This is a genomic window from Streptomyces sp. Je 1-332 (assembly GCF_040730185.1).
Taxonomy (GTDB): Bacteria; Actinomycetota; Actinomycetes; order Streptomycetales; family Streptomycetaceae; genus Streptomyces.
This window is the reverse complement of sequence record NZ_CP160402.1, coordinates 353967-368176: the sequence shown is the minus strand read 5'-3', so window position 1 is coordinate 368176 and position 14210 is coordinate 353967. Positions and strand designations below refer to the sequence as shown.

The 14210-nt window shown below is 70.9% G+C and carries 15 protein-coding genes and 1 pseudogene; 11 read left to right on the top strand and 5 right to left on the bottom strand.

Annotated features, from left to right (window positions below; all coding sequences use genetic code 11):
• Positions 1–73 precede the first annotated feature (73 nt).
• Positions 74–664: an isochorismatase family cysteine hydrolase gene (locus ABXJ52_RS01805; RefSeq protein WP_367038751.1), complete on the top strand. Its 591-nt coding sequence runs from the start codon at positions 74–76 to the stop codon at positions 662–664.
• A gap of 21 nt (positions 665–685) precedes the next feature.
• Here ABXJ52_RS01805 and ABXJ52_RS01800 read toward each other — a convergent pair whose 3' ends face one another.
• Positions 686–1006, bottom strand: a complete 321-nt coding sequence (locus ABXJ52_RS01800) for a cupin (protein WP_367038750.1) — start codon at positions 1004–1006, stop codon at positions 686–688.
• 276 nt (positions 1007–1282) lie between these two features.
• Between ABXJ52_RS01800 and ABXJ52_RS01795 the strand changes: the two genes are divergently transcribed.
• On the top strand, positions 1283–2230 hold the full coding sequence (locus tag ABXJ52_RS01795) for an endonuclease/exonuclease/phosphatase family protein (protein WP_367048750.1): 948 nt from the start codon (positions 1283–1285) through the stop codon (positions 2228–2230).
• A 70-nt stretch (positions 2231–2300) separates the two neighbouring features.
• On the opposite strand, the pseudogene ABXJ52_RS01790 reads toward ABXJ52_RS01795, so the two are convergent.
• A pseudogene (locus tag ABXJ52_RS01790) lies at positions 2301–3241 on the bottom strand (alpha/beta hydrolase).
• A 149-nt stretch (positions 3242–3390) separates the two neighbouring features.
• Here ABXJ52_RS01790 and ABXJ52_RS01785 point away from each other — a divergent pair.
• Positions 3391–4020 (top strand): TetR/AcrR family transcriptional regulator, encoded by a 630-nt coding sequence (locus ABXJ52_RS01785; protein ID WP_367038749.1) that lies wholly within the window; start codon positions 3391–3393, stop codon positions 4018–4020.
• A gap of 43 nt (positions 4021–4063) precedes the next feature.
• On the opposite strand, the gene ABXJ52_RS01780 is transcribed toward ABXJ52_RS01785, so the two are convergent.
• Positions 4064–5236 (bottom strand): alanine--tRNA ligase-related protein, encoded by a 1173-nt coding sequence (locus ABXJ52_RS01780; protein WP_367048748.1) that lies wholly within the window; start codon positions 5234–5236, stop codon positions 4064–4066.
• 536 nt (positions 5237–5772) lie between these two features.
• Here ABXJ52_RS01780 and ABXJ52_RS01775 point away from each other — a divergent pair.
• The 5 genes from ABXJ52_RS01775 (at position 5773) to ABXJ52_RS01755 (ending at position 9379) form a co-directional block, all read left to right on the top strand.
• Positions 5773–6354 (top strand): sugar O-acetyltransferase, encoded by a 582-nt coding sequence (locus tag ABXJ52_RS01775; protein WP_367038748.1) that lies wholly within the window; start codon positions 5773–5775, stop codon positions 6352–6354.
• A gap of 12 nt (positions 6355–6366) precedes the next feature.
• Complete coding sequence (locus tag ABXJ52_RS01770; protein ID WP_367038747.1) at positions 6367–6921, top strand: TetR family transcriptional regulator; 555 nt, start codon at positions 6367–6369, stop codon at positions 6919–6921.
• A gap of 59 nt (positions 6922–6980) precedes the next feature.
• On the top strand, positions 6981–8096 hold the full coding sequence (locus ABXJ52_RS01765) for an NAD(P)/FAD-dependent oxidoreductase (RefSeq protein ID WP_367038746.1): 1116 nt from the start codon (positions 6981–6983) through the stop codon (positions 8094–8096).
• 31 nt (positions 8097–8127) lie between these two features.
• Positions 8128–8757, top strand: coding sequence for a dihydrofolate reductase family protein (locus ABXJ52_RS01760; protein ID WP_367038745.1), 630 nt, complete (start codon positions 8128–8130; stop codon positions 8755–8757).
• 205 nt (positions 8758–8962) lie between these two features.
• Positions 8963–9379, top strand: a complete 417-nt coding sequence (locus ABXJ52_RS01755) for a hypothetical protein (protein WP_367038744.1) — start codon at positions 8963–8965, stop codon at positions 9377–9379.
• A gap of 64 nt (positions 9380–9443) precedes the next feature.
• On the opposite strand, the gene ABXJ52_RS01750 is transcribed toward ABXJ52_RS01755, so the two are convergent.
• Positions 9444–9722 (bottom strand): hypothetical protein, encoded by a 279-nt coding sequence (locus tag ABXJ52_RS01750; protein ID WP_367038743.1) that lies wholly within the window; start codon positions 9720–9722, stop codon positions 9444–9446.
• Between the two features lie 352 nt (positions 9723–10074).
• Between ABXJ52_RS01750 and ABXJ52_RS01745 the strand changes: the two genes are divergently transcribed.
• Positions 10075–11481, top strand: a complete 1407-nt coding sequence (locus ABXJ52_RS01745) for a PepSY domain-containing protein (protein WP_367038742.1) — start codon at positions 10075–10077, stop codon at positions 11479–11481.
• Between the two features lie 13 nt (positions 11482–11494).
• Here ABXJ52_RS01745 and ABXJ52_RS01740 read toward each other — a convergent pair whose 3' ends face one another.
• Positions 11495–11890 (bottom strand): metalloregulator ArsR/SmtB family transcription factor, encoded by a 396-nt coding sequence (locus ABXJ52_RS01740; protein WP_367038741.1) that lies wholly within the window; start codon positions 11888–11890, stop codon positions 11495–11497.
• 66 nt (positions 11891–11956) lie between these two features.
• Here ABXJ52_RS01740 and ABXJ52_RS01735 point away from each other — a divergent pair, with 66 nt between their 5' ends.
• Positions 11957–13054 carry a cation diffusion facilitator family transporter gene (locus ABXJ52_RS01735; protein ID WP_367038740.1) on the top strand — a complete coding sequence of 366 codons (1098 nt, stop codon included), beginning with the start codon at positions 11957–11959 and terminating at the stop codon, positions 13052–13054.
• Positions 13055–13406: 352 nt separating this feature from the next.
• A complete protein-coding gene (locus tag ABXJ52_RS01730) occupies positions 13407–14177 on the top strand; it encodes a hypothetical protein (RefSeq protein WP_367038739.1) in 771 nt (256 codons plus the stop codon).
• The last annotated feature ends 33 nt before the right edge of the window (positions 14178–14210 follow it).

Sequence of the window (14210 nt, the reverse complement as noted above, 5' to 3'; positions counted from 1 at the left end):
CCATGATCGCACCGGACGGGGACGGGCTCCGTCCCCACGGAACGGCTCGGCCACCGCGGGAGTTCGAGGAGACATGACGAATCATCAGCGCACGATCCCGGGCGTGAACAGCGCCCTCCTCGTGATGGATGTGCAGCGCGAGATCGTGGACCTCGCCGACGACGGCTCGGGTTATCTGCCGCGCCTGCGCCGGGCGATCGAGGGCGCCCGCGCGGCGGGCATCCCCGTGATCTACGTGGCCATCGCGTTACGACCGGGATACCCGGATGTCAGCACCCGCAACAAGGCGCTCACCGCCGTGGTGCGGGCGGGCCTGCACGTCGAAGGCGAGCCCGGCACCGAAATCCACCCGGACATCGGGCCGCAGCCGGGCGACACCGTGGTCACCAAGCGGCGTGGGAGCGCGTTCTCGGGCAGCGACCTGGACCTGGTGCTCAGGGCGCGCGACATCGACCACCTCGTCCTGACCGGCATCGCCACCAGCGGCGTAGTGCTGCACACGGCGTGCCACGCGAACGACGGGGACCTGGGACTCACCGTCCTGTCGGACGCGTGCCTCGACCTGGACCCCGAGGTGCACGCGCTCCTGATGGAGAAGCTGTTCCCGCAGTGGGCGGAGGTCGTCGCCGTCGAGGAGTGGCTGGGGGCCGTCGCGAAGGGGTAGTGCCGCAGCGGGGGCGCCCGCTCAGACCTCGGTGACGGCGGTCAGTACGACGGCGGAGTCGTCCAGCGCGGTCAGGCCGTGGCGCTCGTGCGGGATGGGCGCGAACTCGCCCTCGCCCAGTTCGAGCGTGTCGCCCGCGGTGGTGAGCCCGACCCGCCCGCGCAGGACGAAGAGGGTCGCGGCCGTGGGTGTGTCGTGCTCGCTCAGCTCGTGTCCGGATACGAGCACGATGAGGCTCTGCCGCAGTGGACCGTCGTGCAGGAGCAGCTCGGCGCTGCGTCCGTGCGCGGCGGCGCGGGCCTTCTCGAGGTGCTCCGCGACGAGGGCGTAGAGGTCGGCCACTTGTAGGTCCCTTCGACGGAGAGCGAGCGTGAGAACGCGCACGCGTGTGGGGACACGCGCACACCCCAGTGTTCCCCTCGCCCGCGAGGCCCGCATCCGACAGCCGGAACCCGATCACCCGATGGTGGCGTCCTTCCAGCCACGCGACGCTCACGGCCGGGGAGCGGGGGAAGCAGGGGGAGCCGAGTGGAGCGGGTGGACGGCGGGACGAAGCGGGGTACGAGATTCGCGCGCCTGCGGAGGTGGCCGGGCAGCGGTGTCCGGCCGCGCTGGGGAGTGGACGCGAAGGGCCGGTCCCGCTGGACGCGCGGCCGGATTCTCGCCACGCTCGCCGTCCTGACCGCGGCCCTCCTCGCCTTCCACTCCGCGGTGCCCAACACCGTGGGCCGCTTCGGCAGCCTCCTGGAGACGTTCCTCCCCTGGCTGGGCCTGGCCGTCCCCCTGTTGCTCACCCTGGCCCTGCTGCGCCGGTCGGCCCTGGCCCTGGTGGCCCTACTGCTTCCGGTCGCCGCCTGGGGGATCCTTTTCGGCGGGCGCTCGACCGCCGGGGACGGTGGCGCCCACGACCTCACGGCCGTCCAGCACAACGTCAGCGACGTGAACGCCGACCCCGCGGGCACCGCTCGCGCCCTGAGCGCCGCCGGCCCGGATCTCATCGCCCTGGAGGAGCTGACGCCGGCCGCACTGCCCGCGTACGAGGCGAGCCTGCGGGCGCGGTACCCCTACCGGGCGGCGCGGGGAACGGTCGGACTCTGGTCGAAGCACCCGCTGACGGAGGTCGGGGCGGTGGATATCAGGCCGGAGGGGATCGGGGAGGACTGGAACCGCGGGTTGCGGGCCCAAGCCCGTACGCCGTGGGGCGATGTCGCGGTGTACGTCGCCCACTTGCCGTCGGTCCGCGTCCAGTGGCACGGCTTCAGCTCCGCCCGCCGGGACGAGAGCGCAGGCCTGCTGGGCGCGGCACTGGAGGCCGAGCAGCTGGAGAAGGTGATCCTGCTGGGCGACCTCAACGGCACGGTGGACGACCGCGGCCTCGACCCGGTCAGAACCCGCCTGGACTCGACGGGACGGGACAATTTCGCCTTCAGCTGGCCGACCACCTTCCCCGTCTCCAGGATCGACCACATCATGACCCGCGCAGCCAGGGTCACCCAGGTCCGCACCCTGCCCTCCACCGGCAGCGACCACCTGCCCGTCGCGGCGGACATCAGGTTCGGCCCCTGAGGACGGCCTGGGCGTGGGCGCCCCCGGGTGCGCGTGGGCTGGTGCGCAGGCGGGCGGGGCCTGAGCGGTGTCAATGGGTGCCGTCGATGAAGTCGGCTATCGCGGCAGCGACGGCTTCGGGCTGCTCATCGGGGATGAAGTGCCCGGAGCCGGGCACGACGACTCCGGTGGTGTGGTCGGCCCATGGGCTGATGGAGGCCGCCATGTCCGGGACGGAGCCGTGGCTGCTGGATATTCCGAGAACGGGCACGGTCAGGTGCTGCCGGTCGAGTGCCTGGTGGTTCTTGCGCGCCGACTCGGCGGCGTCCCGGTAGTAGGCGAGGGAGGCACGGAGGCCGCCGTCGGCGGCGAGGGCCGCTGCGTAGTGGTCGAGGTCGGCGTCGTCGAATGTGCCGGGAGCGAGAGCCTTCGTCTTCAGGAACCAGCTGACGTACTCCCGTTCGCGGCCGGTGAGCAGGGTCTCGGGCAGGCCGGGCACGAGGTGGAACGCGAAATGCCAGGTCTTCCACGCCCGGGCCGGGTCCGTGGGAATTGATTCCGGGAGGGTGATGCCGGGGATTCCGGCGTCGAGCAGGGCGACCCCGCGCAGGGCGACCCCGCGCGGTTGGCTCTCGTGGTTGAGGGCGAGCGAGAAGGCCACCCAGGCGCCGATGTCGTGGGCGGCCAGCCAGTAGGCCGGCACTCCGAGTGCCTTGACGGCGGCGTGCACGTGGGCGGCGACCGTGTGGGTGTCGTAGCTGCGCTCCGGGCGCTCGGAGTGGCCCTGGCCGGGCAGGTCGATCGCGATGACGCGCAACCGGTCGGCGAGGCTGGGCATGACCTTCCGCCAGGCCCACCACGTTTGCGGGAACCCGGCGAGCAGGACGACACCGGGCCGTTCGGCCGGCCGCCTTCGACGGCGTGAAGGCGGATGCCGTCCGCGTCGACCCATCGGTGGGTGAATCCGGACAGGTCGTGCAGGGGCAGGTCGCGGACGGGGTTGCTCTCGGCAGCGGTCACGGCATCCTCCACAAGCGGGGGCGAGCGGGCTCGGCTTGGAGGGCGCGCCCGCTCAAGATCATGACTGGACGCTAACACATCTTGAACTGATCAGTTCAAGATAGAATCACGGTCGGCATCCGACACTCCGAACTCACCGACACCCGGCAAGGACGTACCACGTGGCAGGCAAGAAGCAGTTCGACATGGACACGACGCTCGACGCCGCGATGATCCAGTTCTGGCGCGTCGGCTACGCCGAGACCTCGGTCGGCGACCTGTCCCGGGCCACCGGCCTGAACCGCAGCTCGATCTACTCCTCGCTCGGCGACAAGGACGCCCTGTTCCTGCGCTGCCTGGATCGCTACGCCGCGCGCTTCGGGGGCAAGTACGACGCCGCCCTGTCGTGTGCGGCCTCCGAGCCCGTCGCGGCTGTCCGCGCGTTCTTCGGCGTCACCCTCGAGCGCATCGCCGATCCCGAACTGCCCGACGGATGCCTGGTCGTCCAGTCGGCCATGGCGATCCCAGCGCTGAGCCCGGCCGTCGCGGCGCACGCCAGACAGGCGCTCGGCTTCCAGCGCCTGCGCCTGCGCGCCGCGCTGAACGCCGGTGGAATGACCGACCAGGACGCCGAAGTCTTCGCCGAACACGCGGCGGCCGTGAACCAGTCCCTCGCTGTCATGAGCAGAGCCGGGGCGAGCCCGGCACAGCTCCTGGCCGTGGTGGAAGTGACCGTTGACGCGCTCTCGCACGCGTTGCGCACACACCGGCACACCAGCACGCCGCCGGCGCCCGGCCCTGGACAAAGCTGACGTTCCGGGCCGGGGTCAGGGCCGCCCGGATCGAATGGCTCCGTCACTCCTGACGCAAGCTCAGGACAAGGTCACGCGGCAGGCCGTGGGTGTCATGGAGGTAGTGGAGGTCCTCCTCGCCGAGCGGGCCCTGGAACCGGGGCCGAGCGAGGACCTGCCGACCCCGCTCCAGGAGCCGCCGAAAGCGCCGCTCCTCCTCGACCAGGACCCGGCGTACGTCCTCGGCCTCCATGTCCACGTCCTGACGGAAGTGTTCGAGGGTGTGCCGCATCAACTCGCCCGGGAGGTCCACCAGTTGCCGCGAGGATTCCTCTCGCCACAGCACGGTGAGGACGCGCCGTACGAGTCGGCGCAGCACATAGCCGCGGCCGGTGTTGGCGGGGCGGACTCCGTCGCCGATCACCACCATGGCCGAGCGCAGGTGGTCGCTGACCAGTCGCAGCGTCGGCTCGTCCAGTTGCCACAGGCCCGGCACGAGGTGACGCCAGGGGTCGAAGATGTCGCACTCGAACACCGACGTGCGCCCCTGAAGCAGCGAGGCCAGTCGCTCAAGACCGAGCCCGGTGTCGATGTTGCGCTGGGGTAGCGGTACGAGCGTCCCGTCGGCGAGCCGACGGTGGCGCATCATCACGTGGTTCCAGATCTCCACCCAGCGGTCGTCACCTGTCGGGGTGGACTCGGGCGGGGTGTCGCCGGTCCACAGGAAGATCTCCGAGTCGGGTCCGCACGGCCCGGTGGGCCCGTTGGACCACCAGTTGTCCTCGACGGTCAGCTCCACCGGAACCCCGCGGTCCTGCCACAGTTCGAGGGAGGCGGTGTCGGGCCCGACGTGATCGTCGCCGCCGAAAACGGTGGCGTGCAGCAGACGTGGGTCGACGCCGAAACCGTCGGTGAGCAGGTCGTAACCCCAGGCGAGACTCTGCTGCCCCTCGTAGTCGCCGAGCGACCAGGTGCCGAGCATCTCGAAGACGGTCAGATGCGTGGAGTCCCCGACCTCCTCCAGGTCCGTGGTGCGCAGACAGCGCTGCACGTTGACGAGTCGCCTGCCGAGGGGATGGGGCTGCCCCTCCAGGTAGGGAGTGAGCGGATGCATGCCGGAGGTGGTGAACAGCACCGGGTCGCCGGGCGGGGGCAACAGTGTCGACCCGGTGATCCGGCGGTGGCCGCGCTCCTCGTAGTACTCGACGAACGTGCGGACGGCGTCTTCCGTGCTCAACCCGGTGGGCGTGGTGGGCGTGGTGGGCGTGGTGGCGGTGGTGTGCGTGGTGTTCATGGGGTGGCTCCTTCGCGATCACAGCGGGGAGGCACCGGACGAGAGGTCCGCGCAGGGGAGTCGGGGCGGGAAGACCGCGGAGACCACAAAACACCGGCGGACCGTGTCCGGTCGCCGGTGGAAAAGGGGAAATACGTCAGGCGGCGGCAACCGGCGAGCTGGGCGCTCGCGCGGTCGCGGTGGAGTACAGGCCGGTGACGTTCATAAGGCCGACGATAACGCGCGCAGATTTTGACCGCACGCGTTTTTTGGCGGCTCCAGCTCTGCAAGGCGGAGCGGAGGCAGCGGCAGTGGGCGAGGGAACGGCGACGCATCCAGAAGGTCCAGCCGCAGAACCCGATCAAGCCGCCCGCGAAGGCCAGCTGTCGCTTCGGAGTTCGAGTACACCGCCAAGGCCGGTTCGCGGGCGCGCGGGTGCCCTGCTGCTGCCTCGGAGGCGGAGCGTACGTTCGTACCTTCTGGAGTGTACGATCGTACGCATGCCGACCGACCACTTTGCCGACGACCCGCGCACCAACCTGGAGCGCATGCTCGCAGGCGACCTCTACATCGCCGATGACCCGGAGATCGCTCGCAGGCAACACCGCGCCATGCGGCTCGCCGCTCGCTACCAGTCCGTCTTCCTGGAGGAATCGGGCGAAGCCCAGGAGGTGCTAGCCGAACTGCTCGCCTCGGTCGGTGAGGGGGTAGAGGTACGCCCGCCGCTGTACGTCGACTACGGCAGCAACATCACCATCGGCGCCGGCACCTTCGTCAACTACCACCTGACCGCGCTGGACGTCGCCCGCATCACCATCGGCGAGGACTGTCAGATCGGCCCCAACGTCCAACTCCTCACCCCCACCCACCCGGTGGAGCCGCAGCTCCGGCGCGACAAGCTGGAGGCCGCGCTCCCCATCGCCATCGGGGACAACGTCTGGCTCGGCGGCGGTGTCATCGTCTGCCCCGGTGTGACGATCGGGAACAACAGCGTCATCGGTGCCGGTGCGGTGGTCACGAAGGACGTACCCGCCGACGTGGTCGCCGTGGGGAACCCCGCGCGACCGGTCCGCAGCCTCTAGGGCCCCGTCGCCATGGCCACCGGACACGCGGACCCCCAGCGGCGCGAGCGCATCCTCGCCGCGACCCTCGACCAGATCGCCGAGGAAGGCGTCGCCGGTGTCTCCCACCGCAAGGTCGCCGCACGGGCCACCGTGCCGCTCGGCTCGATGACGTACCACTTCACCGGCATCGATCACCTGCTCCGTGAAGCCTTCACGCTCTTCGCCGAGCACATCGTGGCGGTCTTCGAGCAGCACCTGGAACATGCCGGCGAACCGGACCAGGCCCGGGAGGCGGTCACCGACCTCATCCACGCCCTCTCGGAAGGGCCCCGGCGGGACCTGGTCCTCACGCAGGAGCTCTACACGCTCGCCGCTCGGCGCCCGGAGTACCGAGAGCTGACCCACGCGTGGATGGGCCACAGTCGGCGCCTCCTGGAGCGGCACTTCGATCCGGACACCGCCCGTCAGCTCGACGCGCTCATCGAGGGGCTCACCCTGCACCGGGCGCTGGACGGCGCACCGCACGGGCGCGAGCTGACGCGCCAGGCAGTCGGGCGCATCACTGCCGCCGCCGTCCTCGCTTGATACTTGCCGAAGCAGCAACTGAGCTTGCCGTTCTGCTCGTGTCGGCGCACGGTGTCGGCATGACTGAGATGAGCGAACGAGACGCGGTAGCAGCAGAAGCACAAGCAGAAGCAAGGGCAGGAGCGGGAGCAGAAGCAGGCGTAGAGGTGGATGTGCTGGTGGTCGGGGGTGGTGCGGCCGGTCTGTCGGCGGCGCTGACCCTGGCGCGCGCCAGGCGTTCCGTGCTGGTGGTGGACTCCGGCGAGCCGCGCAACGCTCCCGCGGACGGCGTGCACGGGTTCCTTTCCCGGGAGGGCCTCGCGCCGGGCGAACTCCTGCGGATCGGCCGCGACGAGGTCGTCGGCTACGGCGGGCTCATCGAATCGGACGTGGTGACCGGTGCCCGCCGGGTCGGCGAGCGCTTCGTCGTGGAGACCGCCGGCGGGCGGAGCCACATGGCGCGGCGCCTGCTGGTGACCACGGGGCTCGTCGACGGGCTTCCCGATGTCGCCGGCGTACGCGAGCGGTGGGGCCGCGACGTCCTGCACTGCCCCTACTGCCACGGCTGGGAGGTACGCGACGAGCCGATCGGCGTCCTGGCGACCGGCCCGAAGGCGACGCACCAGGCGCTGTTGTTCCGCCAGTGGTCGGGCGATGTGACCCTGTTCCTGCACAAGTCGGAAGAGCTGACCGACGAGCAGTGGGAGCAGCTTGCCGCCCGGGGAATCGCCGTGGTCGACGGCGAGGTGGCCGGACTCGACGTCGAGGGCGACCGGCTCTCCGGCGTACGTCTTGCCTCGGGCCGACGCGTGCCGGTGCGGGCTCTCGCCGTGGCGCCCCGGTTCGAGGCACGCGGCGCGGCGCTCTCGGGACTTGGCCTCGAGAGCGTCAACCACCCGATGGGCGTCGGGAGTTACGTGGAGTCGGACGCGACCGGATTCACCGGCGTGGCGGGGGTATGGGTCGCGGGCAATGTCACCGACCTCATGGCCGGAGTCATGGTGTCCGCGGCCTCCGGCATGACGGCCGCGACAGCGATCAACTCCGACCTCGTGACCGCCGACACCGCGGCGGCGGTGGCCGATCGGCGTGCTCAAGAGGTCTTCGGCCCAGCGTCCGAGGCCGCCAACTGCCGGCGGGTTCTGGGGGAGCGGCGGCACGGGCTCGAGTCCGCTGTGGCTCGTTCGACGCGATGATGAGAGCAGGACCACCGAGGAGGAGAACGTCATGCCGAAGGTGCGCGTACACAACATCACCGTCTCGCTGGACGGCTTCGCTGCGGGACCCCACCAGCGCCTCGACGAACCCTTCGGGGACAACATCGAGGGGCTGCACGACTGGATGATCGCCGCGATGCGCGACCGCGCCGAGGGCAGGACGGGGATCGACGTCGACTGCATCGAGCGCAGCGAGGAGAACATCGGCGCCACCATCATGGGCCGCAACATGTTCGGGCCGCAGCGCGGACCGTGGCAGGACGAGTCCTGGAAGGGCTGGTGGGGAGAGAATCCGCCCTACCACCACGACGTGTTCGTGCACACCCACCACGTACGGCCCTCGATCCCGATGGAGGGCGGAACCACCTTCCATTTCACCGACGAACCCGTCGAGACGGTCCTCGCGCGCGCCTTCGAAGCAGCCGGCGGCCGGGACGTACGGATCGGAGGGGGTTCGGCCACCGTGCAGCAGTATCTGCGCGCGCGGCTGATCGACGATCTGCACCTGGTCGTCGTCCCGCTCCTCGTCGGCAGGGGCGAGCGGCTGCTCGACAACGTGGCCGAGGGGATCGACGGCTACCAGGTGACCGAGCTGGTGAGTTCCGCGGCGGCGACCCACGCCTACCTGACCCGACGCTGACCCCCTGCCGACCCGCCGCTGACCCGTCCGCAACGCAGGGCACGGCGCGGGTAGTTGCGGTTACTGCGTCCCCCTTTGCCGGTTTCGGTTACGCCCCTTCCGGGTGATCGCAATGCCGGGTGCATACGTTTATGTTCGTCATTGCGCGACTCGTCACGCGGCGAGGCACGCGCACCGACCAACACCCAAGGGGATCACTGCCGTCATGCGAAACAACCGTCGTAGCCTGCTGCGCACCACCGCCGTCTCCGCGCTCGTCGGATCGGTCCTGTTGATTCCCGCCACCGCCGCGCTCGCCGCCGGGTCAGGCCCCGAGCCCCAGCCCGCGCCGGCCGCGGCCGAGCCCGTGGCGGCCACGCTCACGGCGAAGGCGTCCGTCACCCAGGTCCGGGCGTGGCAGGAGCTGCGCCTCACGGGCAAGGCCACCGGGCTGAAGGCCGGCAGCAAGGTGACCCTGCAGCAGAAGCAGGGCGACGCGTGGAAGGCACTGCCCGCTACTACGGTCACCAACTCGTCCGGGAGCTACGGCCTGCGGGTCAAGCTCGGCATCAAGGGCAAGAACGAACTGCGCGTGGCCAGCGGCACCACCGTCTCGCCGATCGTCTCGGTGACCGTGAGCTGACGTACGGATCAACCGGTTTGCCTGACCGGTTCAGCCGGTCTGACAGGCCTGACCCTGCTGTGGGTCAGGCCTCGGGGGCGCGCGCGACGCCCTCGGCCTCGGCGTGCGCGTCGACCTGCCGCTCCACCTCGCGCGCCTCGTCGGTCAGCATCCGCAGCCTGGCCTCGGCCTGATCCGCGCGGGCCTGGAGCCGCGCGGTGTCGTCCTCGATGACCCGGCAGGCCAGGTCCATCGCGGAGTCGACGTCCTCGGGAGACCCGCGCTCGGCCAGCTCCTCCAGTGCGTTCTTGACCGCGGGGATGCCGCCGCGGGAGTGGATGTCGTTCCAGAACTCATAGTCCATCCGGGCAGTTTGCCGGATCGCAGGCCACGGAGCGAACGGCGCGGGCGACCGGGGCTCCGGCCCGGCGTGCCAGGCCCGGGGCTCCGGCCCGGTGAGTTAGGCCCGCGGGATCCGCATGACCTCAAGGCAGCCGGACACCCCCCTGTTCGTGGCCTCGGAGCAGACGGCAGTGCTCGTGCTGTGGAGCGTGCCGGACGCACAGCTCGTGGCTCTGCCCGGCGGATGCGTGTCTCGCGTACATGCCCTCACGTAGCTCGCGCCGGCCGTCGGGAACTTTTCCGGCTCTCCGACCGACTCCTGCACCGGCCCGGTACGGCCGATCCGCACCACCCTTGATCCAGGAGAGCAGCTGATGTCCGCCGAACCCACACTCCTCGCCCCGGACGACGGGCAGGAGACCCAGGGGGCGCCGCCCTCCGCAGGACGGTCCGGATGGGCGTCGCTGCGTCCGCTGGTGCTGCGACTGCACTTCTATGCCGGGGTGCTCATCGCACCCTTCCTGCTCGTCGCCGCCACCACGGGACTTCTGTACGCCTGCTCGTACCAGGCGGAGAAGATCGTGTACTCCCACGAACTGCGCGTCCCCGTCGGCGAGAACAAGATCGAGCTGCCGATCTCGCAGCAGGTGGCCGCCGCACGCAAGGCGCACCCCGAGGGCACCGTCAGCGCGGTGCGGCCCTCACCGGAGGAGGGCGCGACGACCCGCGTGCTGCTGTCCGGAGCGCCGGGTGTGGAAGCCGACCACACGCTCGCCGTGTTCGTGAACCCCTACAACGGCGAAGTGCGGGGCGCCCTGGAGCAGTACGGTTCCACCGGCGCACTGCCGCTGCGCACTTGGATCGACGAACTCCACCGCGATCTGCACCTGGGCGAGACCGGCCGCCTCTACAGCGAGCTCGCCGCCAGTTGGCTGTGGGTGATCGCGGGCGGCGGCCTGGTGCTGTGGTTCGGACGCCGCCGCTCCCAGCGCAAGCTGCGCGGGGCGACGGGCCGCCGGCGCACGCTCTCGCTGCACGGCACGGTGGGCGTGTGGGCCGCTCTGGGGCTGATCTTCCTGTCGGCCACGGGCCTGACCTGGTCGGCGTACGCGGGTCAGAGCGTCAGCGACCTACGGGAGGCCATCGGGCAGACGACACCGGCGCTGACGGCGTCCGCGGCGGGCGGCGGAGAGCACGCGGGCCACGGCGGATCGGGATCGGGCGGTGCCACCGGCGGCGATGACGCCGGCCTCGATGCCGTCCTGAAGGCGGCCCGTGCCGAGGGCCTCTCCAACCCGGTGGAGGTCGTACCGCCCGCCGACGCGTCGTCCGCGTACGTCGTCCGGCAGATCCAGCGCAGCTGGCCCGAGAAGCAGGACTCCGTCGCCGTCGATCCGGCGAGCGGTGAGGTCACCGAAGTGCTGCGGTTCGCCGACTATCCCGTGCTCGCCAAGCTGACCCGCTGGGGTATCGACGCGCACACCGGCACCCTGTTCGGGTTGGCCAACCAGATAGCGCTCGTCGCCCTCGCCCTCTGCCTGATCCTGATGATCGTGTGGGGGTACCGCATGTGGTGGCAGCGCGGGCGCGGCGGTTCCTTCGGGCGTCCGCTGCCGCGCGGCGCTTGGAGTCACGTTCCGGCGTACGTCCTGGTCCCGTTGATGGCGGCCGTCGCCGTGCTCGGCTACTTCGTGCCGCTGCTCGGCATCCCGCTGGCGGCCTTCCTCGCCGTGGACATCGTGCTGGGGGAGATCGCTCACCGGCGTGGCAAACGCAACTAGGCCTGAGGAAAGCTCAGTTGTGCGTTTCCGCGCCGCTGAGGTGGTGGTCGGCGAGGTTCAGGATCTCGTCGACCACACGGCGCAGATGCCCGTCGGGCGGGCCGTAGATCATGCGTCGCCCTTCCCTGCGTACGGAGACGAGACCGGCGAGGCGGAGTTTGGCCAGGTGCTGACTGACCGCCGGTCGAGCCGCGCCGCACACGGCGGTCAGCGTCATGACGTCGGCCTCGCCCTTGCCGAGGGTGTGCAGCAGGGCGAGGCGGGTGCGGTCGGCGAGGAGGCCGAGAACCTCGGCGGCGTGGGCGAAGTGCTCGGCGCCGGGGTCTTGCGGGTGCGCTGCCTGCGTGTCTTGTGCGTCCTGTGCGTCCTGTGCGTCTTGCGCAGGTGATAGGTGCATGCGTGCGCTCATACGCACATAATGGGCGCGGGCGCCTGGTGGTGTCCACTCTCCGTCCCGAGTCGGAAGGCGGCACCGGTGACTGAACCGCACGGACACCTGAACGACCCTTCGCACGACCACGACCACGACCACGACCACGACCACGACCACGCGCTTGGGCGCGGCGGCGCCGGGGGCCTTGGCCGGTGGCGGCACAAGCTGGGGCAGCTGGGGCACGTGGTGAAGCCGCACTCGCACGAGGCCGCGGACAAGGTCGACCCCGCGCTGGAGTCGTCGGCGCGCGGCATGCGGGCGCTGTGGATCTCGCTGGCCGTCCTGGGCGTGACGGCCGGGGCGCAGGCGGTGGTCGTGCTGCTCACCGGCTCGGTCGCGCTGTTAGGCGACACGGTGCACAACGCGGCGGACGCGCTGACCGCGATCCCTCTCGGTATCGCCTTCGTCCTGGGCAGGCGGGCCGCCACCCGCCGTTTCACCTACGGCTACGGCCGCGCCGAGGACCTCGCGGGCATCGTCATCCTCCTGACGATCGCCGCGTCGGCGGCATTCGCGGCCTGGGCCGCGGTCGACCGCCTGTTCAATCCCCGTACGCTCGACCACCTTTGGGTGGTGGCCGCAGCTGCTGTCATCGGCTTCATCGGCAACGAGTGGGTCGCCCGCTACCGCATTCGCGTCGGCCGCGAGATCGGATCCGCCGCTCTGGTCGCCGACGGTCTGCACGCACGGACGGACGGATTCACCTCACTGGCCGTCCTGTTGAGCGCGGGTGGCGCCGCACTGGGCTGGCGGCTCGCCGACCCGATCGTGGGCCTGCTGATCACCGCGGCGATCCTGCTGGTCCTGCGGGACGCGGGGCGCGAGGTCTTCCGCCGGGTGATGGACGCTGTCGACCCGACCCTGGTCGACACGGCGGAGGAGGCCCTACTGACGGTCCCCGGTGTACGAGGCGTCGGCGAGCTGCGCCTTCGCTGGATCGGACACCGGTTGCGTGCGGAGGTGGCGGTGGTGGTGGACGGGGAGCTGCCGGTGCGGGAGGCGCACGAGGTCGCGGTGGCCGCGGAGCACGCCTTGCTGCATGCGATCCCCAACCTGACCGCGGCCCTGGTCCACGCGGACCCGGCGCCCACCCCTGGAACCCCGGACCCGCACAAGGCCCTTGCGCACCACGGGATGTGAGGACGAGGAAGAGGGCGAGGTCGATCGTGCGGGCTCCCCGCAGCGGCCGGGATGCGGCGCGGAGCTCGGGGGTGGGCAGGCATGGGCATGGCCTGGTGGGCCACCCCCGCCCCGCCGGAGCGCGACAAGGCATCGGGCCCGCGGGGACGAGCGGTTCCCGGGCAAGTGCGTCCACAAGCACGTCCAGGGGGAGCAGACGCCCGAGCCGGGCGAGGCCTGCACGGGCGCGGTCGGACCGGCCTGACGGAGCGCGGAACTGGAACGGGAGCGGCGGGGAGGGTGGGGAAACCGACACCCTCCCCGCCGCTCCCGGCGGGTGCCATCGAGGAGCGGTACGCCTAGTCTCTGTGGTGTGCTGAGCATCGTCGATGATCTGTCCGGGTTCGGACCGCTGCGGATGTGCGCCCACGCGCCCTCGGCCGACGCCCTCGGCGTCCCCGACACCTCCGACACCTCCGATCCCTCCGGCGCCCCGGACGACGACCCGGACGCCCTGACCGGTCTGCGCGTGCTCCTCGTCGCTGACGTCCTGTGCCGCATCGTCGAACTGCGCGGCCGGACCGTCCTCATCGGGTGGACCTGCCCGCCGGTGGCGTCGGCCGACGCCACCGGTATCCGTCCGGCCGATGCCCATGGCACCGTCGAAGAGATCACCGAAGCTTTGGGCGGCCCGCCGGCCGTTCACTTCACCAGCCGCACGTACGAAGCCGCGGGCGGCCTGTCGCTCCACGTCGGCGAAGTCACCACCGAGGGAGGCGTGGACCTGGACGGTCTCGCCCTGCGGCTGCTCCTCCTCGGCCATCCGCACCACGAACCCGTCGACGTCTCCGCGGAAGCCGTGGACGCCGCCGGAGCGAAGCTGGCCATTTGGCGCAAGGCCGTGGCGACGTGGGCCGATGAGCCGTCCAAGGCGATGCCCACCGCCTTCGTGGAAAGGGCCCGTACCGCCCTGGAGAACGGTCTCGACACTCCGGCCGTCCTGCAACTGCTCGGCGACCTGGAGTCGGCCGTGGACGTACCGGGCGGCGCCAAGTTCGAGACGTTCGCCCACCTGGACCGCGTACTCGGACTGGAGCTCGTCCGCGATGTGGGCCGCTCGCACCCCACTGAGGTGTATCGGTGAGCCGCCCCGAGCGCACTCGTGAGCTCGGCTACG

Excerpts from the sequence above, each read along its gene's own strand:
- ABXJ52_RS01750 (WP_367038743.1), bottom strand. The coding sequence starts at position 9,722 with ATGGACTATGAGTTCTGGAACGACATCCACTCCCGCGGCGGCATCCCC.
- ABXJ52_RS01760 (WP_367038745.1), top strand. The coding sequence starts at position 8,128 with ATGCCGAAGGTGCGCGTACACAACATCACCGTCTCGCTGGACGGCTTC.
- ABXJ52_RS01745 (WP_367038742.1), top strand. The coding sequence starts at position 10,075 with ATGTCCGCCGAACCCACACTCCTCGCCCCGGACGACGGGCAGGAGACC.
- ABXJ52_RS01770 (WP_367038747.1), top strand. The coding sequence starts at position 6,367 with ATGGCCACCGGACACGCGGACCCCCAGCGGCGCGAGCGCATCCTCGCC.
- ABXJ52_RS01805 (WP_367038751.1), top strand. The coding sequence starts at position 74 with ATGACGAATCATCAGCGCACGATCCCGGGCGTGAACAGCGCCCTCCTC.
- ABXJ52_RS01775 (WP_367038748.1), top strand. The coding sequence starts at position 5,773 with ATGCCGACCGACCACTTTGCCGACGACCCGCGCACCAACCTGGAGCGC.
- ABXJ52_RS01765 (WP_367038746.1), top strand. The coding sequence starts at position 6,981 with ATGACTGAGATGAGCGAACGAGACGCGGTAGCAGCAGAAGCACAAGCA.
- ABXJ52_RS01755 (WP_367038744.1), top strand. The coding sequence starts at position 8,963 with ATGCGAAACAACCGTCGTAGCCTGCTGCGCACCACCGCCGTCTCCGCG.
- ABXJ52_RS01740 (WP_367038741.1), bottom strand. The coding sequence starts at position 11,890 with ATGAGCGCACGCATGCACCTATCACCTGCGCAAGACGCACAGGACGCA.